Consider the following 22185-nt stretch of genomic DNA (forward strand, 5'->3'; position numbering starts at 1 on the left):
AGATAAACTACATATGCAGATCTAATTTATTGTTCGGTGAATTGTTTATTTCATTGGAGGTTTCCGAGTTGTCGAAGAAGAGAAGATTTACGATACGCTCCAAAATTCTGTTGGGCTATCTTGTGGTTGTACTGTTATTCGGTGCTGCCTTGCTCGTTTTATCGGCTCAAATTAATGAATTGCAAAAAGAAAATGATTTTATAAGCCACCACGACCTGGAAGTGCATAATCTGACCAATGCCATTGAGAAAGATGTTCTCGACATGGAAACCGGACAGCGAGGATTCATGCTTACAGGAAAAGACAGTTACCTCGATCCCTATAATCAAGCACTTTCGGAGTGGAATTCGAATTATGATCAGCTGTACGGGTTGATTAGTGATAATCCCTCCCAGCAACAGAGTTTGCAAACGATTAAAACCCATATTACACGCTGGATTGAAATTGCAGGCGAACCTTCTATTGAATTGAAGAGACAAGGTGATCAGGAAAAGGTGGTTGCGTTTTTTCAATCCGATCCCGGTAAAAATGAAATCGATCTACTTCGGGCTCAACTTTCAAGTTTCCGCAATACAGAGATTGCCTTAACGGAAGCCCGTGTAAATAGTCTTGCTGAACGCAGCTCCACGCTGCTTACGATCATGTACACCTTATGGACTGCGATTGCCGCATTCTCCATTGGAGCAGCTATTATGGTTTCCGGTAATATTGTCAAAACACTACGGGAAGTCAAACAAACCATCAGCGATATTTCCAAGGGTGGCAACCTGACAGAGCGGATTCATGTGCGAACACAGGATGAAGTGGGTGACCTTGGTCGTGAGACCAACCTATTGCTGGATAAGGTGCAGGAACAGAATCGGGTGAAGGATCAGATTACTAGTATCGCCACTCTCTTGCAGAATCCCAACAATCTTGAGGGACTGTCACGCCTGTTCCTGAATCAGCTTGCCATCCTGCTGGAAGTTCCGTACGGTGTTCTTTACTATTGGAAAGATAATCGGCTGCTGCGTGTAGCTGCGTATGCGGCAGACGGAGAAAAAGAGCGATCTCTTGGCAAAGTTTCCCTCGCTCCAGGCGAGGGACTCGTAGGTCAAAGCGCAGTAGAAAAACGGATAATGCGCATGAACGATTTGCCGCAGAACTATATCCGAATCTCTTCCGGGTTGGGCCATGCATCTGCAACATCGTTGACAGTGGTACCTGTTATCTTCGAGGGCCGAACCATAGCGGTGGTTGAGCTCGCTTCATTAAAACCTTTACAGGAGAATGAACTGGAACAGCTTAAGGAACTAATCGAGATATTCGGTGTTTCCCTTCATTCGACGGCAACACGTATGGAATTACAGCAGTTATATGATGAATCCCAGGTCCTGAACGAAGAGCTGCAGGCTCAGTCCGAGAAACTTCAAGCACAGACTGAAGAGATGCTGTCACAGACAGAGGAACTGCAAATGCAGACGGAAGAACTGCATATGTTAAACGAGCGTCTGGAAGTGCAAAAAAAAGCAGCTGAAACGTCTGCCAGCGAGCTTGCCAATGTGGCAGATCAGCTGCGAACCAGTTCGGGGTACAAATCCGAATTTTTGGCTAACATGTCTCATGAACTTCGTACTCCGCTTAATAGTATGTTAATCCTGTCGGAGATTCTTGCCGAGAACAAACATCAGCACTTGAGTAGTGAAGAGCAAAAATATGCATCTGTTATTCATACATCCGGTAAAGATCTGCTTAATCTCATCAATGATATTCTCGATTTGTCCAAAGTGGAAGCCGGAGAGATGGACATTGATCTGGACGATGTTTATCTCAACGTGCTGCCAGAAATGATGAATCAGTATTTTCTGAAAACTGCCGAGCAGAAAGGAATCGACTTCCGTATCCAGATGCAAGGCGATTTGCCGGAATCTATTGTGACGGATGAGATGCGCTTGCATCAGATTTTAAGAAATCTGCTCTCGAATGCATTCAAATTCACGCATGAGGGTGAAGTAGCCTTGACCATCTCCAGAATGAATCTGGCAGGCTCTGAAGCAGGGGCAGCGGAAACGGATGTGATTGCATTCTCGGTTAGTGATACAGGGATCGGTATCCCGGACGATAAGCTGTTACAGATCTTTGATGCATTCAAGCAGGCTGATGGAGCTACTGCACGCAAATACGGCGGAACGGGGCTGGGACTTTCCATCTCACAATCGCTTGCGGCGCTGCTGGGAGGTTCCATATCTGCGACTAGCCTTGAAGGGCAGGGAAGCGTATTTACCCTGTTCTTGCCATTGAAACGGGAGGAGCCCGAAACGGCGAGCGCTTCAAGACTGTTTTTGAACGAGGTAGCTACAACAACACCTGCAGCAATGAAGGCCTCTTTTTCAAACTCATCGCAAGATGACATTTTACTTACCCCTCTGGAAGAATCGTTGTTGAATGGCCGTCAAGTTCTCGTCGTGGACGATGATATCCGCAATGTGTATGCACTCGCCAATGCACTTGAACAGTATGGCATGCAGGTCATTACTGCACAGAATGGGTATGAATGTCTGGAGATGCTGGAACGCGGGGAAGCCAATCCCCATATCATTTTGATGGATATTATGATGCCTGAATTGGATGGTTACGAAACCACGCGTCAGATTCGGCAACGATTGAATCTTACGCAGCTGCCGATCATCGCATTAACGGCCAAAGCCATGAAAGAAGATCGTGATAAATGTATCGCGGCAGGAGCCTCGGACTATATTAGCAAGCCGCTAAATATCAAAGAGGTATTATCCCGGATGAAGTTATGGCTAAGTCCGGAAACACTTGAAATATGAACTAGATATTCGTAAATCGAGCATTCCAAAATGAAAATTTAAAACCTATGACAGGTTGCAGAGCCAAGGCTGCGATGTTGTCATGGGTTTTATTTTTTTCTCATGTAAGCTATGAAATTAAAAATGATGTTATAATACTTAACAAATCATACGGTTTTCTCAAAATGGAAAGCATGAAATCGCAAATTTGAGCTTGTTTTTCCATGATAAGAGTATAATGTAACATCATTAGTTATATATATGGGAGGTAGTGTCCATGCAACTTACGGTTAAAGAGGCTTTACAGGTATACCCGTTGTCCGAGGCCAGACTGGTTGCCGGCGGGGAAGGGACTTCACGGATGATGAAATCCGTTAATGTCATGGACGCTCCAGATATAGCGGATTGGATCAAATCCGGAGAATTGTTATTCACAACCGCTTTTATCATGAAAGACAATGAGACAGATGCACTGCGTTTAATGCGCCGCCTGAATGACCGCGGCTGTGCTGGACTCGGTATTAAGCTTGGGCGTTTCTGGCAGTCCATTCCGCAAGGGATTATTGAGGAAGCGGATCGTCTGCGCCTGCCACTATTGGAACTCCCGTTTCAATTCACCTTTTCCGATCAGATGAATGCCTTGTTCAAAGCGGAACACGAACGCAGCCACAGGTTGCTCCATGAAGTCGTGCAAAAACAGAAGAAACTGATGCAGTTTGCATTGCAACAGCAGCAGCATCGTAATGTATTTGCAGAGCTTGCGACCGTTTTAAATTACCCGCTGGCGGTCATTGGCTCTCGGGGGCATGTGCTCTATGGCAGCGAAGGCATTGCTGGTGATGCGTTGGCACAGGGCTGGCCATGGAAATCCGTCATGCATCGCGTGAAATGGAATCAGGGCAGTTGTCATCGTGTTCCGATCAAGCAAAATGATGAAGAATACGGGTTTCTGCTTGTGTTCACAGACTCGGCGCTCTCTCTTCGGGCGGAGGAAGAATTATTCCAACAGGCTGCGGACGTACTGGCTTTTTATATGGATATGACGTATCGCGAACACATTAATCCGACCGTACAGGATGAGATGCGTACCCTGTTAACCCAGTACCTCGATAACAAAATGACTGTAGAGGAATTGACCAGACTTAGTGAGAACAAAGGCGTTCACCTGTTCCAGGGTACGTATCAATGCGTACTCATTACACTGGAACCTTCTGTTTTTGCCGAGGGAAAATTGTTGAAACAAATTCATCGGGAACTGCAATATAATCCACTCATGCAGTTTACGGCTTCACAGCATTTTCAGATGGAAGATGGGATCCTTTCCATATATACATGTCCGACCGGCCGAGACTATGGTGAAGAATTATCAAGTTTTCTATTGAGCCGCTTCGCGGATGTGTTATCTGCCCAGGAGGCAAGAGGGGCATCTGCTCCACGGTTCTGGATCAGTAAGATGAAGCATGAGCCCAAATCATTGCGCGAAGCTTATCAAGAGTGTCTGGATACCCGGCAATTGGCTCGTCGCTTCGGGATGAAAGACCGTGCACTGCAGTTCGAAATGCTGGAGTTCGCCTATGTGTTCCAACATGTCCCGGATAACATTATGGAGAACTACTGCAATAAGGTACTGGAGCCCTTACTGGCCAGAGACGGTGACCCGAACCAGGTATTGATGAACACGCTGGAATCATTTATTGAGAATGACGGACTTATCAATGAAGCTGCCAAGCAGCTGTTCGTACACCGAAATACCATTACCTACCGGATGGAGAAAATCGGAAGCCTGCTTCAGATGGACTTCAAGAAAACGAATGACCTGCTAAAATTAAAACTGGTATTTACGTTCCGCAAGTTTGGTCGTGATAAAACAACAGCACGAGCATAAGCAGCTGCTATGCAATAACTAAATGATGGCTAGGTCCAGATGAAGTGTTTCAAGGCGGAAGCCATGCAAGAATAATGGTTTTGTACATCATTACAATAACACCAATATAGGAGCAAAAGACTGTGCTTCCCTTACAGGATGTACGGTCTTTTTTTAGGTTTTATGACATAGAAACCCTAAATCCCGTGCACAGATAACAAATCCCTATTGTGATGTTATGTTATATTACAAAATTGCGTAAATATTGTTGCTGCATCCTATCTTGAACCTTAAAATGAAAAACATCAATCTACAGAAGACCGGAGGTTCTAACATGAGCGATCTCATTAAACTCGTTAACAGCTGGTCTGTCACGCAGTTCGTGCATACCTTTGGTGGATTATTTGAGGAATCACCGTGGGTGGCGGAACGTTCCTGGACTTTGCGACCCTTTGATTCAATGGAACACATGATAAATGTAATGAAAAATGTAGTCGAAACATCCGAAGACAAGGTCATACTGCAGCTGCTTCGCAACCATCCCGATCTTGGAGCAAGGATTAGCATGAGCAGCAATTCCGTACAGGAACAAGCCGGCGCTGGACTTGATTCGCTCTCCCCGGAGATGTATAGCGAACTAAGCCAATTAAACAAGGAATATACAAGCCGATTCGGCTTTCCGTTTATATTAGCGGTGAAAGGTCATACCGCTCATTCCATACTCGAGTCCATGCGTCAGCGTAACGGGCGAGGCAGGGAAGAAGAATTTCAGACGGCTCTGAAGGAAGTATTCAAGATTGCATCCATTCGTCTGGAACAGTGGCTTGCACAAATTGGCCATGAACATGAATTGGTGGCGAAGACTGCTGCAATGCCGAAACGAACCATGTATTACGGCAAAGGGGATGTATGGTTGTACCGATCCTACGCCAAACCCCTGACCGGCATCAGTCCGATTCCGGAATCCCCTTTTACCGGGCGAAGCAACATTCTGTTTGGCATGAACATAAAGGTAGCTGTGCAGGGAGATGAATTTTTGCCTTCTTTTACGGAAGGAGATAATTCTCTTATCGTTGCCACGGACTCCATGAAGAACTTTATTCTCAAACACGCTGCGAGCTACACGGGGGCTACAGTTGAGGGTTTTCTAGCTTACGTCAGTCAGCGGTTGCTCGAGACGTATTCTCAAATGACGAAGGTACAGATGACGGCAGATCAGATTCCTTTTGCAGATGTTCCCATCGGGGTTGATGGAAGTTATCGATCGAGTGCGCTGGTATTCCGGTATTCCCAGAATGATCGGGCCACAGCCGCAATAGAGGCAGAACGAAATGGTCAACAAATTGAATGGAGTAATCATTTCAGTGGTGTGGCCGATCTTCGATTGATCAAGGTCAAGGGCAGTGAATTTTCCGGATTTGTCCGGGACGAATATACAACGTTGCCTGAGGCGATGGATCGTCCGTTGTTCATTTTCCTGGATATCAACTGGCGATACGACGATCCCAAAGATGGAATGGATGATTCCCGTGGACGTTACGTGGCTGCTGAGCAGGTAAGTGATGTAGCTGCTGCTGTTTTCCATGAATGCCGTTCTGCATCCATTCAACACCTGCTGTATCATATTGGACTTCGTCTGTTGAAGCGGTTCGGGCAACTGAGTGAAGTCTCCTTTGAATCCAATAATCGAACTTGGGATACGGTGCTTGAGGAAGTGAAGGAAGGAGACGGCAAGGTGTATACCGAGCCCAGACCGCCTTATGGCTTCCAGGGTTTCTCAATGACAAGGAATGATCTCGAATCAGCGGGCGATGGCTCCAAGAGAGAGGGTGGATTATAATGCCGACAGCAGGAGGACGGATAACAACGCATGTGCTGGACACATCCAAGGGAGTTCCGGCTGCAGGGGTTCGAGTTGAGCTGTATGTTTTGCACAAGGATGAAGAGAAGGAGTTCAAGGTGAAAGTGGCTGAATCGGTGACCAACGGCGATGGACGTCTGGACGTACCGTTGCTGGATGCAGGCAAGCTGGAGCAGGCCGTGTATGAGCTTCATTTCGATGTTGAGGATTATTATGCACAGCGTTCATTCGAAGAGTTAGGGCAGGCACTATGGACGGTTGTACCGATTCGTTTTGCCGTATCCGATGCAGCGAGCCATTATCATATTCCTTTATTGATCGCTCCAGGAGGTTACAGTACATATCGGGGGAGCTGAAGAAATTCGAACGTTGGTTCTGACGCAGGGGAGGGCATCCAAATGACAAAGTATGATTCAATCATCCGGGGGGCCCGGGTCGTGTTAAGAGATCATGTTGATGAACTGGATATCGGTATTACAAATGGGAAAATAACGGCTCTGTCAGCGGATCTGAAGGCGGATGATGGAACTGAAATCATAGAAGCAGCTGGTTTGACGGCGATGCCTGGTGTCGTGGATATTCATGTTCATTTCAATGAACCGGGACTGGCAAGCTGGGAGGGATTCCGCGCCGGATCGGCTTCTCTCGCTGCGGGCGGAATTACAACCTATGTCGATATGCCGTTAAATGGAGTGCCTCCAACGACAAGCCCGGAAGCGTGGGATAAGAAAATGAAAGCAGCCAAAGGACAGTCCTATGTTGATTATGCATTTTGGGGAGGACTTGTTCCCGGTAATCGACAGCAGCTGACCCATTTAGCCCAGTCTGGTGCAGCTGGATTCAAGGCTTTTATGTCCGAGCCGGGCGGAGAAGGGGAAGACATTTTTGCGAGAGCCGATGACCATACCCTTTTGGACGGAATGCACGAAATTGCCAGGCTAAATCATGTACTCGCTCTTCATGCAGAAGACGAAGGAATGGTTGCAGAGCTTGGCGCAAGAAGTATTGCCGAGAGAAAGACCGGGCCAATGGATTATGTACAGTCCCGTCCGGCAAAAGCTGAGGTCTTGGCAGTGAGCAGGGCGCTTCAATACGGAGAACAGACCGGATGCCCATTGCATTTTGTGCATATCAGCACGAGAGAAGCATTGGAATTGATTGCAGAGGCCAAGCGACGTGGGCAGGATGTTACCTCGGAAACTTGCCCGCATTATCTGACACTCACGGACCAGGATGTTGTTCAATTGGGCGCTGTAGCGAAGTGTGCCCCACCACTCCGGAGCCGTGCTGAACAGGAGAAGTTATGGGATGCACTGACATTGGGACTCATTGATGTCATTGCATCGGATCATTCTCCGTGCCCGCCCTCCATGAAACAGTCCAGTAACTTTTTCGAAATATGGGGCGGCATTTCCGGCGCGCAGAGCACATTGCTGATCATGCTGGATGAAGGATATCTTCGCCGACATATAAACTTGCCTTTACTCGGAAGGGTTCTCGCTTTGCAGCCTGCCAGGAGGCTTGGGCTTGAGAGCAAAGGGGAAATTGCCATTGGCAAGGATGCGGATCTGGTGTTGATTGATTGGAATAAAAGCACCACATTGAAAACGGAAGACCTGCTGTATACCCACAAACAGAGTCCTTATGTTGGACGTACGTTTGCCTGCACCATTGAGGAAGTGTACTGCCGGGGCTTCCGAGTGTACGGTGCAGAAGCAGGGTTGTCCCATGAACCTGCAGGACAGTTTATTGCTGCTGGGTCATATGGAACGATTGGCATGCGCGGAACGGAGGGAGCATCATGACAGAGTTTGGAATGTACCTGGCATCCGGTACGCAAGAGCCGATTGTTCCTTTGCCTCAATTGGCAGAAGTGAAACTGCAAACCATGCTGGATTGGCTGTCGACGTTTGGTGCTGATGCCAAGGGCGGGGTTACTCGCCTGCTGTACGACGAAGCCTGGTGTGAGGTGCAGCAAGCATTGGCTGCACGGATGCAGGAGAAGGGATTGATTCCCGAGTTCGACCAATCAGGCAATCTATATGGCACGCTAAAAGGTACAGATTCTGAAGATGGTGGTGAACACCTCCCCATAGTGACCGGGTCACATATCGATTCTGTCGTGTACGGCGGCAAGTACGATGGAGCCTTGGGGGTAGCGGCAGGGGTACTCGCCCTGGAGTACTTGCAGCAGCAATTCGGCGCACCGAAACGAACGCTTCAAGTTGTATCGCTTTGCGAAGAGGAAGGAAGCCGGTTTCCATTTGCCTATTGGGGATCACGGAGTATAACGGGTGTCACCTCTCTTGAAGAGGTTCAACAATTGAGGGACATAAACGGGGTTTCATTTTCACAAGCGATTCGTGATGCTGGGTTCGGACCGGACAGCAGCTATAGACCGGCATCTCAAAAATACGGTGCATTTATCGAACTTCACATCGAACAAGGCCAGGTTCTTGAACGGCTAGGTCATTCCATTGGCATTGTTTCCGATATTGTAGGACAAAAGCGATTTAGCATTACAGTCTGCGGTGAAGCGAATCATGCAGGAACTACACCCATGTCCTGGCGGAAGGATGCACTTGCAGGTGCAGCGGAGATGATCACGGCGGTTAGAAGGATTGCTATGGCAGCAGGAGAACCGCTCGTGGCAACCGTTGGGCGAATCACCGCTGAACCTGGTGTAGGAAATGTGGTTGCGGCGCGGGCCGTATTTTCTCTCGATATTCGTCATACTCGGCAGGGGAGCATAGACCGCTGCTGGCACGATATGCTCCAGGAGTTTAGCCGGATAGCATCAGAACTGCAGCTGGAGCTGAACTGGGAAGAGCATTTGTCGGTTACACCGATTCCAATGAACGAACAGATCACATCGGACATTCAGAAGATCTGCGAGCAGGAACAATTGTCTTATATCCATATGCCAAGCGGGGCAGGGCACGATTCGCAAATTTTCCAGCCAGCTTGCCCGACAGCCATGATCTTTGTACCAAGTCAGGCCGGAATTAGTCATAATCCACTTGAATATACAGCTGAGGAGGACTTGATGCGAGGTTTTCGGGTCCTGGTTCAGCTACTCTATAAATACGGTTACGGGAGTTGAGTGAACATGTCCAACTATAGAGAATTGTCCCCGTCCTTGCGAACGATCATGACGCCGGGGCCAGTTGAAGTCGATCCAAGAGTTCTAAGGGCATTGTCCTTCCCGATCCTGGGACAGTTCGATCCGGAGTTCACTTCCCTGATGAATGAAACGATGGCCATGCTGCGTGAGTTATATATAACAAATAATGAATGGTGCTATCCGGTGGACGGGACGTCCCGCTCCGGCATTGAAGCTGTGCTGGTCAGTCTGATTCAGCCAGGAGATAAAGTACTGGTCCCCATTTACGGGCGATTTGGACATCTGCTTGTGGAAATATCGGAGCGCTGCGGTGCTGATGTTGTATTTATTGAAACAACGTGGGGCTCGGTATTTGATCCCGAAGAGGTAATCAAGGCTATTCATGTCCACAAGCCAAGCCTGGTCGCAATGGTTCATGGGGAGACATCCACTGGACAGATGCAGCCACTTGCGGAGATCGGCAAAGTGTGCCGTGAATTGGATATTCTCCTTGTCGTTGATGCGGTCGCTACAATAGGCGGTACACCCGTTGAGACGGATGCCTGGCACCTGGATGCAGTGATGGGTGGAACGCAGAAGTGTTTGTCCGTTCCTTCCGGAATGGCACCATTAACGTACAACAGCCGCGTTGAGAAAAAACTGTTGAGCCGCAAAACCGTCGAACGCGGACTCCGTGACGCAGCAAGCGCGAGGGCAGAAGGGCGAACCATTGCAAGCAACTATTTCGACCTGAGCCAGCTGCAGGATTATTGGAGCTCTGCACGTTTGAATCATCACACGGAAGCAACTTCGATGCTCTACGGTCTTCATGAGGGGCTGCGCATTCTGCTTCAGGAAGGACTGGATGCCCGTTTCCAGCGGCATCGGATCAATGAACGCGCCCTGGTAGCCGGAATTCAGGGTATGGGACTTCAGCTGTATGGAGACCTGAGCAGCAAACTACCGGTAGTTACGTGTATTAACATTCCGGACGGCATCGACGGAGAATCGGTCCGGAGTATGCTTCTGGAGGATTTCGGGATTGAGATCGCCAGCTCGTTCGGACCATTGAAGGGGAAAATCTGGCGGATCGGCACGATGGGTTTCAGCTGTCAGCGCAAAAATGTACTGCATGTGCTTGCTGCTCTGGAAGCCGTGCTGCTGCGTCACCGGCATGGATTACCTGCTGGTGAGGCGGTGCAGGCAGCACTGGACGTTTACGCCGGGAAGGAGGGAGCCTTATGCTAAACCACATGCCCGTTTCCAGAGAGGTGATGGTCACCTCTCCGCACTACCTGGCGAGCGCGGTTGGAAGCTCGATTCTTCAGAAAGGCGGTAACGCTTATGATGCAGCCATTGCCGTGAGCGCTGCTCTTGGCGTAGTTTATCCACACATGACCGGACTTGGAGGCGATGCCTTCTTCCTCATCCACGATGGAGCCAGCGGTGAGATTACCGCCTACAACGGGAGTGGTCGTTCAGCGGCAGGCATCCATGCCGACACGTTCAAGGCGATGGGCATGAATGTAATTCCTCAGCGCGGAGTGCTCAGTGCAATTACGGTTCCAGGAATGGTGGATGCTTGGTGGGAAGTCTGGTCCCGCTACGGCAAACTGCCGTGGGAGCAGCTGCTTGAACCGGCAGCGCGGTATGCAGAGCAGGGATGCCCTGTATCCCGCAATCTGCGCCTCTGGCTGGAACGAGATGAAGACTTCATTATGGGGCACACACCGCTGCGAGCGGTATTTGCCCCTTTTGGTACACTTTTGCAGGAAGGTGAGCTGCTCGTCCAGACTGAACTCGCCGCCTCCATTCGCCTGATTCAGGTGGGGGGACGGGATACTTTTTATACAGGAGAACTGGCAGACCGCTTAACTTCGGCCATTCGCGAGGATGGCGGCATGCTAGCACCACAGGATTTTGCAGCTCACAAAGGGGAGTGGGTGAAGCCTGTCAGCACCGGGTACCGTGGGTATGAGGTGCACCAGATGCCGCCCAACTCGCAGGGCTTCTCCATGCTGATGATGTTAAACATGCTCGAACATATTGATCTGTCTTCCGTCGCACGCACTTCACCGGAGTTCTATCATCTGATGGCCGAAGTGGTGAAAAAGGCATTTCGTGATCGTGATCGATATCTGACCGACCCGGACTTTCGGGAAATCCCGCTGAATCATCTGTTATCCAAGACTTACGGGGATGAGTTATGGAATGAGATCCAATCTGCTCCTCCGGTAGCACAGCCTTTTTTGTCTAAGACGATTGGGCAGGATACAGCCTACGCGGCTGTTGTTGATCAGGATGGCAACGCCGTTTCGTTTATTCAAAGTCTGTATTTTGATTTTGGTGCAGCCTACGTTCCCGGAGACAGCGGTGTGATCATGCAGAATCGGGGGTCCTTTTTCTCCCTTGATCCGATGGATGCCAATGTGCTTGAACCGAATAAACGCTCTTTCCACACCCTTATGCCGGGTCTTGTCACCCGTAACGGAAAACCTTATATGCTCGTAGGTACACAAGGCGGAGAAGGACAGCCTCAAACGCAGTTATCCGTGCTCACGGGTGTACTCGACTATGGTCTTAACATTCAGGAAGCCATCGGTCTGCCGCGCTGGGTGTATGGACGCACATGGGGCGAAGAAGGTGACACCATGCGAGTGGAAAACCGTTATCATGATGACGTATGCGAGATGCTCGCCCAGTGGGGGCATAACGTGGAAGTCAGAGCGCCTTGGGATGATATTATGGGGCAATCGCAGGGCATCGTTATCCGTGAAGATGGCATGATCAGCGGGGCTGCTGATCCCCGAGGAGACGGCATGGCTATTGGGTGGTAACAGCGGTTAGATGGTAGGTTGTTCCGACCTCGCATTGGTGCAGAGTAACAGAACAGAGACAGATACGGATAGGGGAGATTATCATGGGAACAATCCTGCTGAAAGGCGCTCAGCTCGTCACGATGAATGCAGAAGAAGACGTATTTACAGGCGATCTGCTGATTGAGGATAACAAAATCAAAGAAATCGCCGAGCATATCGACGTTCAGGCAGATCAGGTCATTGACGCTCGTGGCAAGGTGCTGCTTCCAGGTTTTATTCAAACGCATATTCATTTGTGCCAGACGCTCTTCCGCGGCCGTGCGGATGATCTCGAACTAATGGATTGGCTGAGGCAGCGGATCTGGCCGCTTGAGGCAGCACATGATGAGGAATCCGTCTATTATTCGGCGATGCTTGGACTCGGCGAATTGATTTCGAGTGGAACAACGACCATATTGGACATGGAAACCGTACATCATACGGATTCGGCTTTTCAGGCGATGGCACAGAGCGGTATTCGAGTTATTTCAGGCAAGGTCATGATGGACCATGGCGATGAAGTCCCTGAGCCGCTGCGTGAAAATACAGCCACTTCGCTGCAGCAAAGTGTCGACTTGCTGGAAAAATGGAACGGCTTTGGAGGCGGACGTATTCAATATGCCTTTTGTCCACGTTTCGTCGTTTCTTGTACAGAAGAATTGTTGGTAGAAGTACGTGATCTGTCGAGCAAGTACCATGTGAAGGTGCATACGCATGCTTCGGAAAATCGCGGCGAGATTGAACTGGTCGAACACGAACGCGGCATGCGTAATATTGTCTACCTTGATCATATCGGTCTGGCAACTCCGCGTCTGGTGCTTGCGCACTGTGTGTGGCTGAGTGAAGAGGAGAAGGAAATTATTCGCAAGCGTGGTGTAAAAGTCACCCACTGTCCCGGGTCGAATATGAAATTATCCTCTGGCATAGCTGAAATTCCTGACCTGCTCAACCGCCAGATCGCTGTAGGTATCGGTGCAGACGGTGCACCATGCAACAATAATCTGGATATGTTTCAGGAGATGCGCCTGACTGCACTGATTCAAAAGGTTCCCCATGGACCAACAATTATGGATGCACGTACAGTGCTGCGCATGGCAACCATGGGGGGTGCCGAAGTGCTTGGCTTGTCGAAGGAAATTGGCAGTTTGGAAGTTGGCAAAAAGGCAGATATGGTGCTATTGGATCTGGATGATTTCCATACGTACCCTTCCTATGAGACGGATGTCTATTCCCGTGTAGTTTACTCCGCAACTCGAAGCTGTGTGGACACAGTCATCATTGATGGAAGCATTGTGCTTAAAAACCGCAAAATCCAGACAATCGACCGTGGCATCGTACTTCGTGAATCGGATAAGAGCATTGCACGTTTGATGAAAAGAATCTGACCTACGCAGCGTTTCAGAAAATCTGTGAGTTTGAGTGGATATAAAGACTATTCGGAAAGGTGGAGACGAATATGGATATGCATGATCTGTGTGCAATTGCGACCCGTGAAGCACGCTGTGTACTTGCGACGGCGGTCAAGGTGGAAGGTCATGCTTACCGTAAGCAGGGAGTCTCTATGCTCTTGACCGAAGATGGCAGAATGTATGGCAGTATCAGTCCCGGGTGTCTGGAGAGTGATCTTCAGGCACGTGTGGAGCGTGTGCTGGATACTGAACAGATGGAATTTGCCGAATACGACATGCGACCTGAGGATGATCTCTCCTGGGGCGAAACGATTGGCTGCGGAGGCTTGATCATCATTATGCTTGAACCTGTCTGCAGGGAGCTAAGGACCGTAATAACAGAAATGAACGCGTGTTTCCAATCTGGCTCTGCTGTGGAATTGACCCGAACCTTTCTGAATCAGTATTCCTGCATTCAGTATAGGTGGAAACGGGTTATATCAACAGGTGGAAAACATGATTTAACCTTACGTCCATTGCTGGTGACTAACGGGGGTGGTACAGAAAAGTCCGGCCGGCCGCTGACCAATGAACAGGATGCCTTTCCAGATGATATAGATAGCACGATGGATTCGAATCCGGATCGAGTTGATATCCCACATCTTGCCCTTGTCCCAGTCCCCTTGATCGATGCAACCAATGTGTCTTCCAGTTCAGCACCGGCAGAACGTGAGAAAACCGGGGGATCAACGGAAGCTGATGATTGGAACCTGCCGTCGCAGATGACTACGCTATACACGCCCAAACCCCGTCTGATTATGATCGGAGCGGGCAATGACGCGATTCCTGTAGCCAGGCTTGCCAGAGCAGCAGGATTTCGCGTGATTGTAGCCGATTGGAGAGAGGGCTTGTGTACTGCTGAACGATTCCCGAATGTTGAGTTCGTTCTTGGTTTTCCCCGTGAGATCATACCTGTGCTGGATATAAAAAGCGGGGATTATGTTATTCTGATGAGCCATCAGTTCCCGCGTGAACGCGAATTCCTGGAGCTGATGTCGGACTGTGACTATTCTTACCTCGGCATTATGGGGTCCAAAACACGGACAGCACGCCTGCTGAACGATTTACCGCCACTTCCGCATGTTCATTCTCCCGTTGGCCTGAGTATTGGAGCAGATGGTCCAGAGGAGATCGCCATTAGTATTGCTGCAGAACTGGTCGCCTGCAGACGTGCTGTGTCCACTGGAAATCGTTCAGTCCAAAGGGGGAATATGCATGCGAGTGACGGGCATTGTGCTCGCGGCAGGTAAGAGCACCCGCCTTGGACGAGATAAGTTATCGCTTGCCATGCCGGATGGGAGAGCATTGGCAGCCTGGTCACTGCAGGCGGCATTGGATTCTGAGCTGGAACAGGTTATCTGTGTGGTGAAGCCAGAAGATTCCTTGGCATGGATTCCCGAAAACTTGCTTAACTCAGCTTCCTACAGCTACAGGCCGGGGACAGGACTTCGAATTGCTCTTTGTACAGATTATGCTTGTGGCATGGCGGCATCACTTCATTGCGGCATAAAGGCAGCCATGGAATACGGTATGGAAGGAGTTATGATTCTTTTGGGGGATCAACCTTTATTGAGGGCACAGGATATTAATCAGGTATCTGCGGCCCTTGCTGCGAGCAAACTGGCTGATTACGCAGCTGCTGCAGACAGTGAGGGAAGCAAGCCGCCTGTAGCCTTCCGCTCCCATATGGCAGGACACCTCCGATCCCTCCATGGAGATGAGGGTGCTCGCAAAATTATGAGTAACGGCAAATACACGGGTATACAGGTAGCTTTGCCTGAGTTCTGTTTCTGGGACGCTGATACCGAGCCGGAACTAAAACGCATTATGGATTTTGTAAGTGAATCAAATCTGACGAATTAATGTTTGTGTAGGATACAAATCCATAAATAATACTGAACAGAATTAGATACTCCTTGTGGATTATATCTTGACATGAATAGGTCATCCAGACAGTTGGGTGGCCTTTTTTGATGTTATTTGTATCGTTATTCTAGAAATCAAGTGTGAGGTTCTGATCATAATTAATGCATCAAGCACAAAAGACATGATGTATTTATACATTTATCCAAAACGATGTGAAGGTAATTGACGTAGTTCCTTCAGTCCCATATGATTTGAAGAATTATTTGGATCATGCCGCATGAATTTGCGCCATGAGTTCACGCCTGGACGGAATGGATCCAGCGATGCCAAGTGTTACTTGGTGACACCAACGTCCCGAAGATTGAAGAAAGAGAGAGGGGATGGAACGATGGTTATACCAGCGTATGGATCAGGAGCGATGCCATCGGTATGGCAGCCTGGAGATCTGGAAGAACTCCAGATGTTGAAGAACAGGTTGAAGGGACGCTATTGTTTTGCAGCAGGCGCAACATTGCTGCGGACCCAGTGGGAAGGCGGCCTGGTCCCCGCACCGGAGCATATGATTAGCCTGGTTCATATTCCGGGTGCAAGTGGAGTACATGTTGATGGAGACCGAATCGTCATCGGGGCTCTGACCCGATTGAATAGTTGTGCCAAGGACAGGTTACTGAGCCAGCTCCCGTTACTGCAAGAGGCTGTAAATAACATAGCAGCCCCTTCCATTCGAAATGTAGCAACAATCGGCGGTAATATTGTGTCAGGAGTGGGGGATACCCTTCCCGCATTGCTTGTATACAACGCAGAGTTGCATTGGCTGACGGACGCAGGAATGGAGATCCGCTCTCTGGCCTCCTGGCTGAATGGTGGACGCGACGGCAGTCGCAATCCAGATGATGTGTTAATCTCCATCCGTATCCCGATGAACATGTTGTCCAAATCAGATACTGATTTCCAAATACCTGGAGAGAGAGAAATTGCATTTTACCGTAAGGTGGGTCGGCGGGAGACGTTCAGCGCGTCTCTGGTGACGATCGCTTTTCACGGTGAGATGGGTTCAGATGGTCGATGGAATAAGGTTGCGATTGCAGCAGGCGGGGGTTCGGGCATGGCCATGCGCCTTCCGGAGTCGGAGCAATTGCTTCGCAGCGGAGAAGCTTCCATCATGCAAGCCACAGCTCTCGGAAGCACTGCAGCTTCAGAATTCGTGACTTATAGCGATGCATTTGCTACTGAACATTACCGCAAGCAGACTGCTGGTAATCTGTTGGGAGCTGGGCTGTGGGGAGCACTCCATAGGTAGAATTGAGGTTGTTCAAACCGAACAACGGTCAAGTGTTGAGTATTCCTTTGTCGTATATAGATGGTTCAAATTCAATCAAGAAAAGGGGAGAGAGACCATGCTGCTGAATCGGGAATATAGCGGTAAACGCTGGCATCTGCGACCCGACGGGGTTCCAAAAGTAACCGGGCAACTTCAATATCTGACAGATATGACTCTACCCGATATGATCCATGGAAGAGTTCTGCGCAGCACATACCCGCATGCACGCATTTTGTCTATAGACACCACTGAAGCAGAAGCAATGGAAGGGGTATATGCCGTTCTGACATCCAAGGACGTACCCGGATTGAATCGTTTTGGTATCGCGACGCCGGATCAGCCTGTATTTTGCGAAGATGTCGTACGTTATGTCGGTGATGCCATTGCTGCGGTCGCTGCGGATTCCCCGGAACGGGCGGCACTGGCTCTGGATGCAATCCGCGTTGAGTATGAGGAGCTTACTCCGCTGGACAGCACCGAGGCTGCACTGGCCCCTGGCGCGCCAGAGTTGCATGCGCATGGCCCGGGCAATGTTCTTCATCGCACCGAGATCAAACGTGGTGATGCAGAGAAGGCCTTTGCTGCGTGTGAACATATCGTCACGGAAACGTACTATACGCCTCGTCAGATGCACGCGTATATGGAGACTGAAGGTGGTCTGTTTGTTCCAGATGAAGGAAGGCTTAATGTCTACGCAGCGACCCAGCACGGGTACAAAGACCGGATGCAGCTTGCGCGGATTATCGGCTGTCCTGAAGAAAATATCCGTGTCGTATCGTCTCCCATTGGTGGCTCTTTCGGTGGGAAAGATGAACTGAACGTACAGCCTTATGGTGCACTTCTTGCCTTGAAAAGTGGACTCCCTGTAAAAATGCACAATTCCCGTAAGGAATCCGTTCGTGCAGGTCTGAAGCGGCATCCGATGAAAATCGAAATGCAAACCGGGATCAGCCGTGAAGGCATCATTCAGGCTCACCGGGTCCGCATTACAGCAGATACCGGAGCGTATGCCACGCTTGGAGCACCTGTGCTGAACTTCTGCACGGAGCATTGTTTAGGACCTTACTCCATTCCAAATGTGGATGTGGAGGGCGTGTCGGTGTATACCAATAATGGGCTCTCGGGGGAGTTTCGTGGATTCGGCGGCAATCAGGCTATCTTCGCGGTGGAAGGACAGATGGATCGGCTGGCGGAGATTATGAACATGGACCCCTGGGAGTTTCGGAGACGGAACATGAGAGAGAAGACCGACCTGGGACCGCTGAATCAGCGGATTCTGGTTACAGATGGACTGTCACAAGTATGGGAAGCGATGGATCGCTCAGAGCTTTGGCAAAAACATCAGCCTCCCCCGGCGGATCATTCTCTGCCCCCTTGGATCAAACGCGGAGTGGGGGCAGCCCTCGCCATGCACGGTGCGGGACTCGGTTACGGCATTCCAGATCCGGCGGGAGGACGTCTATCCCTGAATGCCGATGGCAAGATTGAGGCAGCATTCAGTTACGAAGAGTTCGGTCAGGGTCTGGTTGCTACACTGGAAATTATGCTCTGCGATCTGTTTCAATGCAGCACTGCCGATCTCAGCATCATCATTGGCGATACGGACCGTGTTCCTCACAGCGGCTCGAGTACGGCTTCACGTTCAACAACCATGGCCTGGATGGCTCTGCAGCGATTACAGACACCATTCCGTTCCAGAGTTCTGTCGGTTGCTTCTGCATTGTCAGGTATTCCCGTCAAAGAACTGGTGACAGGGGCTGGTGGCGTATGGCGCAAAGGTGCGCTTCCTGAAGATGCAACGGACATCAAATCAACGCTGCATTCTGAAAGAGACGGAGAAAAGGAAGAACAGCTCGGTGCAGCTGCTGAAACATTAGAGCCATCGAAGGATCCGGTGGTATCCTCAGGTTTGGTTATCCCATATGCAGAGCTGGTGAAGCAGGGCGAAGAAGAAGAATGGATTTTTGATACTCATTTCGATTATCCGACCACACCGGATCATGTGGTGGGTGGTCACTATTTATATACGTATGCGGCGGTTGCGGCAGAGGTGGAAGTGAATACCCTGACTGGCGAAGCCAAATTGCTCGATACACGCCATATGGTAGCCGCAGGTCCTGTCATTAATCCGATGGGCTTCATCGGACAGATCGAAGGCGGGAGTGTGATGGCACTTGGTTTTACATTAACAGAAGATGCGGTCATGCAGGATAGTCGATATCTTACAACCAATCTGGACACATACCTGATTCCAACGATTCGGGATATTCATACCAACCTGGAGGTCGAGGCTATTGAGGACCTGCCGGAAGGTGATCCTTTTGGGCCAAGAGGGATTGGAGAGATCGGATCTGTGGCGCTTGCTCCGGCGATAACTGCAGCGATTCACCAGGCTACGGGGGTTTGGGTGAACCGATTGCCCGTGCCGCGAGAACAATTGGTCAAACCGCTTGATGTACCTTTACAGGAAGGAGTGAGTCCCTCATGAGTGAGCCACTAGGAAACAGATGGACAGCTGTTGTGAATGGGGAAGAGAAGCAGCTGCACATTGCTCAAACGACCCGGCTTGTAGATGTGCTTAGGACTCATTTGAAGCTGACCGGAACGAAAGTATCCTGCGAAGTCGGTCGCTGCGGTGCATGCATGGTGCTTATGGATGGCGAGCCGGTCAATTCCTGCCTGGTCATGGCTTATCAATGTGAAGGAAGCGAGATTACGACCATTGAAGGACTTCATGGTGAGCAGCCTGATAGTCTTCATCCAATTCAGCAGGCTTTTGTTGAAGAAGGCGGTTTCCAATGCGGTTACTGCACGCCCGGGATGGTCATTGCCACCAAAGCACTATTGGATCAGCATCCGCAGCCTACGCAGGAACAGATCGAAACGGGATTATGCGGCAATCTGTGCCGCTGCACCGGATATGGAGGTATAATACGGGCGGTGCGCAAGGCAGGGGAGAGTTGCAGTGAGCCTTATTCATTATCATCGAATGAAATTAAGAATGAGCATACGAATGTCGTGCAGCATGATTAACGAATTGGAAAAGTTTAGACCAGAGAAGATGTTCTCCTTTTCTGGTCTTTTTTGGGTCTACTTCACATGAACTTACGAATGATGCTCGAAACTCGCGAACCGATAAACAGAGATGTCGAAATTGAAAAGGGCAGATTTCAATGATTTAAATTACATAAATAATATTATGTAAACTAATTATTTTCAATGACCCCTATAAGCTGTATCTATATTGCAAAAAGAATATTAAAGAAGGTCAATCTGATGAACGAGTCTGCTCTTATTCAAAAGTATACAAATATATATTGCGGAATTTCTTCTTGAAATCCTTTCAATACATGGAGTAATCTTGTCAAAGTCGTCCTGGAGTAAATCGTTTTCGCTGTAAGGTCAGATAAAGGGCCTGAACGTGAGTAATATCAGCATATATGTTGATTTATCCTTGTTTGAGGAAATGAAAGTACTGATTTCAGTCTATGTTAACCTGTGCCTGAGAATAATCGAGTTTTGATCGAAAAACGGTATGCAAATTTTAGGTTTATCAACGTTAAAACATTGTTCTTTTTTTTAAAAAGTCATTAAAAATAAGAGTAAATTTCACAACTTATTAACTTCAAATTTAAAAGGTATATATTCCCAGTAGGAGTACATAGACCTGATTATAGATCAATTTCATATGGATTTGCGATGGATTTAGCACCGCTTTCAATGTATGCTTTTGAAAACTGGAAAGGAAGTGGGAAAAATGGAACGCGAACTGGCGTTGGAAATTGTCCGAGTAACAGAATTGGCTGCGTTAGCCTCAGCCCCCTGGATGGGGCGGGGAGACAAGAATAGTGCAGATGAAGCGGCTACTTTGGCCATGCGCGCCATGTTCGATTCCGTGTCCATTCGCGGCACGGTGGTAATCGGTGAAGGAGAAATGGATGAAGCACCCATGTTGTACATCGGCGAGGAAGTGGGTAACGCTGAAGGACCCGAGGTAGACGTTGCTGTAGATCCTCTCGAAGGTACAGAAATCGTGGCCAAGGGCCTGAACAACGCTTTATCGGTTATTGCAGTGGCGGGAAAAGGAAACCTGCTCCATGCACCGGATATGTATATGGAGAAACTGGCCGTAGGCCCTGCTCTGGTCGGCAAGGTCAGCATCGAAGACCCGGTTGAGGTTACACTGGAGAAAGCAGCTGCCGCATTGAATAAAAACATCTCGGATCTGACCGTCATGATTCTGGACCGCGTCCGGCATGAGAGCACGATCAAAACGCTGCGTAAAGTCGGCGTACGGATCAAGTTCCTCAGCGATGGCGATGTGGCCGGTGCCATGGCTCCTGCATTCCCCGAGGCTGGCATTGACCTGTATGTTGGTTCCGGCGGCGCTCCTGAAGGTGTGCTGGCAGCCGCCGCACTCTCATGCCTCGGTGGCGAGATTCAAGGCCGGTTAATGCCGGCCAATGCAGATGAGTTTCAGCGCTGCCTTCAGATGGGCATTGACAATCCTTACAAAGTATTAACGATGGAGGACATGATCGGCACCGAAGATGTCATCTTTGCGGCAACTGGCGTTACGCCAGGTGAAATTTTGGGCGGCGTACGTTATCTTGCTGATGACCGGGCCGAGACGGATTCGATTGTCATGCGTGCCAAAACCAAAACGATCCGTTTTATTCGTTCAGTACATTTCCTGCCCAATAAGGAAGTGCTGCACAAGGTAAGAGAGCTTCAGGCCACGCCGGAACCTTCGGATCGCATCCAGAGCCCGGCCAAAATAGTGGAGCAAGCCGAGTTTAGCCAATCATCCGTTGATTATGGTGTAACGACTTAAACAGCCCTGAATTCCCTGAGTCTCAGGGTCACCAAACGAACGATGGGTCAGCTGGCAAAAGGACTCTTTTCACAATTTGTCGGACGAGATTTTCGCTATATGAATAATCAAAACAGAAAGAGAATCTGCAGGTTCAGATTCTCTTTCTGTTTTATGTAAAAAGCATTGACAACGGTTACAACACATGAGAAAATGTACGCGCGTACATAAAAACATCTTCTACACAATAACATCATAA

15 protein-coding genes are annotated in these 22185 nt (G+C 49.3%); all 15 read left to right on the forward strand.

All coding sequences use genetic code 11. The features are described 5' to 3' along the window. Positions 1–68 precede the first annotated feature (68 nt). The 15 genes from HP552_RS27055 (at position 69) to glpX (ending at position 21947) form a co-directional block, all read left to right on the forward strand. Positions 69–2813 carry a CHASE3 domain-containing protein gene (locus tag HP552_RS27055; RefSeq protein WP_175398483.1) on the forward strand — a complete coding sequence of 915 codons (2745 nt, stop codon included), beginning with the start codon at positions 69–71 and terminating at the stop codon, positions 2811–2813. 256 nt (positions 2814–3069) lie between these two features. Beyond that, the gene (locus tag HP552_RS27060) at positions 3070–4677 is read left to right on the forward strand and encodes a PucR family transcriptional regulator (protein WP_175398484.1); all 1608 of its coding nucleotides are present in this window, start codon (positions 3070–3072) and stop codon (positions 4675–4677) included. Positions 4678–4990: 313 nt separating this feature from the next. After that, positions 4991–6496 (forward strand): factor-independent urate hydroxylase, encoded by a 1506-nt coding sequence (gene pucL, locus HP552_RS27065; RefSeq protein WP_175398485.1) that lies wholly within the window; start codon positions 4991–4993, stop codon positions 6494–6496. After that, a complete protein-coding gene (gene uraH, locus HP552_RS27070) occupies positions 6496–6873 on the forward strand; it encodes a hydroxyisourate hydrolase (RefSeq protein ID WP_175398486.1) in 378 nt (125 codons plus the stop codon). The genes pucL and uraH overlap by 1 nt, the downstream gene beginning before the upstream one ends. Before the next feature lie 42 nt (positions 6874–6915). Continuing rightward, the gene (gene allB, locus HP552_RS27075; protein WP_175398487.1) at positions 6916–8322 is read left to right on the forward strand and encodes an allantoinase AllB; all 1407 of its coding nucleotides are present in this window, start codon (positions 6916–6918) and stop codon (positions 8320–8322) included. Continuing rightward, on the forward strand, positions 8319–9620 hold the full coding sequence (locus HP552_RS27080; RefSeq protein ID WP_175398488.1) for a Zn-dependent hydrolase: 1302 nt from the start codon (positions 8319–8321) through the stop codon (positions 9618–9620). The genes allB and HP552_RS27080 overlap by 4 nt, the downstream gene beginning before the upstream one ends. Before the next feature lie 6 nt (positions 9621–9626). Then, positions 9627–10868 carry a (S)-ureidoglycine--glyoxylate transaminase gene (locus HP552_RS27085; RefSeq protein ID WP_175398489.1) on the forward strand — a complete coding sequence of 414 codons (1242 nt, stop codon included), beginning with the start codon at positions 9627–9629 and terminating at the stop codon, positions 10866–10868. Then, entirely contained in the window at positions 10862–12457 is a 1596-nt protein-coding gene (gene ggt / locus HP552_RS27090; RefSeq protein ID WP_175398490.1) for a gamma-glutamyltransferase, read from the forward strand. The genes HP552_RS27085 and ggt overlap by 7 nt, the downstream gene beginning before the upstream one ends. An 83-nt stretch (positions 12458–12540) precedes the next feature. Continuing rightward, positions 12541–13863, forward strand: coding sequence for a 5'-deoxyadenosine deaminase (locus HP552_RS27095; protein WP_175398491.1), 1323 nt, complete (start codon positions 12541–12543; stop codon positions 13861–13863). A 71-nt stretch (positions 13864–13934) separates the two neighbouring features. Further along, positions 13935–15176: an XdhC family protein gene (locus HP552_RS27100; RefSeq protein WP_175398492.1), complete on the forward strand. Its 1242-nt coding sequence runs from the start codon at positions 13935–13937 to the stop codon at positions 15174–15176. Then, complete coding sequence (locus HP552_RS27105) at positions 15142–15789, forward strand: nucleotidyltransferase family protein (RefSeq protein ID WP_175398493.1); 648 nt, start codon at positions 15142–15144, stop codon at positions 15787–15789. The genes HP552_RS27100 and HP552_RS27105 overlap by 35 nt, the downstream gene beginning before the upstream one ends. 280 nt (positions 15790–16069) lie before the next feature. After that, the gene (locus HP552_RS27110; protein WP_175398494.1) at positions 16070–17092 is read left to right on the forward strand and encodes an FAD binding domain-containing protein; all 1023 of its coding nucleotides are present in this window, start codon (positions 16070–16072) and stop codon (positions 17090–17092) included. 97 nt (positions 17093–17189) lie between these two features. Next, a complete protein-coding gene (locus HP552_RS27115; RefSeq protein ID WP_175398495.1) occupies positions 17190–19601 on the forward strand; it encodes a molybdopterin cofactor-binding domain-containing protein in 2412 nt (803 codons plus the stop codon). Further along, complete coding sequence (locus HP552_RS27120) at positions 19598–20146, forward strand: (2Fe-2S)-binding protein (RefSeq protein ID WP_175398496.1); 549 nt, start codon at positions 19598–19600, stop codon at positions 20144–20146. The genes HP552_RS27115 and HP552_RS27120 overlap by 4 nt, the downstream gene beginning before the upstream one ends. A 724-nt stretch (positions 20147–20870) precedes the next feature. Next, complete coding sequence (gene glpX, locus HP552_RS27125; RefSeq protein WP_175398497.1) at positions 20871–21947, forward strand: class II fructose-bisphosphatase; 1077 nt, start codon at positions 20871–20873, stop codon at positions 21945–21947. Positions 21948–22185 lie beyond the last annotated feature (238 nt).

Origin of the sequence: Paenibacillus xylanilyticus, assembly GCF_013359935.1 — a bacterium.
Classification (GTDB): domain Bacteria; phylum Bacillota; class Bacilli; order Paenibacillales; family Paenibacillaceae; genus Paenibacillus; species Paenibacillus xylanilyticus.

What these genes read in the sequence shown, in the direction of transcription:
- HP552_RS27060 (WP_175398484.1), top strand. Translation starts at nt 3,070, where the DNA reads ATGCAACTTACGGTTAAAGAGGCTTTACAGGTATACCCGTTGTCCGAG.
- pucL (WP_175398485.1), top strand. Translation starts at nt 4,991, where the DNA reads ATGAGCGATCTCATTAAACTCGTTAACAGCTGGTCTGTCACGCAGTTC.
- uraH (WP_175398486.1), top strand. Translation starts at nt 6,496, where the DNA reads ATGCCGACAGCAGGAGGACGGATAACAACGCATGTGCTGGACACATCC.
- allB (WP_175398487.1), top strand. Translation starts at nt 6,916, where the DNA reads ATGACAAAGTATGATTCAATCATCCGGGGGGCCCGGGTCGTGTTAAGA.
- HP552_RS27080 (WP_175398488.1), top strand. Translation starts at nt 8,319, where the DNA reads ATGACAGAGTTTGGAATGTACCTGGCATCCGGTACGCAAGAGCCGATT.
- HP552_RS27085 (WP_175398489.1), top strand. Translation starts at nt 9,627, where the DNA reads ATGTCCAACTATAGAGAATTGTCCCCGTCCTTGCGAACGATCATGACG.
- ggt (WP_175398490.1), top strand. Translation starts at nt 10,862, where the DNA reads ATGCTAAACCACATGCCCGTTTCCAGAGAGGTGATGGTCACCTCTCCG.
- HP552_RS27095 (WP_175398491.1), top strand. Translation starts at nt 12,541, where the DNA reads ATGGGAACAATCCTGCTGAAAGGCGCTCAGCTCGTCACGATGAATGCA.
- HP552_RS27100 (WP_175398492.1), top strand. Translation starts at nt 13,935, where the DNA reads ATGGATATGCATGATCTGTGTGCAATTGCGACCCGTGAAGCACGCTGT.
- HP552_RS27105 (WP_175398493.1), top strand. Translation starts at nt 15,142, where the DNA reads ATGCGAGTGACGGGCATTGTGCTCGCGGCAGGTAAGAGCACCCGCCTT.
- HP552_RS27110 (WP_175398494.1), top strand. Translation starts at nt 16,070, where the DNA reads ATGAATTTGCGCCATGAGTTCACGCCTGGACGGAATGGATCCAGCGAT.
- HP552_RS27115 (WP_175398495.1), top strand. Translation starts at nt 17,190, where the DNA reads ATGCTGCTGAATCGGGAATATAGCGGTAAACGCTGGCATCTGCGACCC.
- HP552_RS27120 (WP_175398496.1), top strand. Translation starts at nt 19,598, where the DNA reads ATGAGTGAGCCACTAGGAAACAGATGGACAGCTGTTGTGAATGGGGAA.
- glpX (WP_175398497.1), top strand. Translation starts at nt 20,871, where the DNA reads ATGGAACGCGAACTGGCGTTGGAAATTGTCCGAGTAACAGAATTGGCT.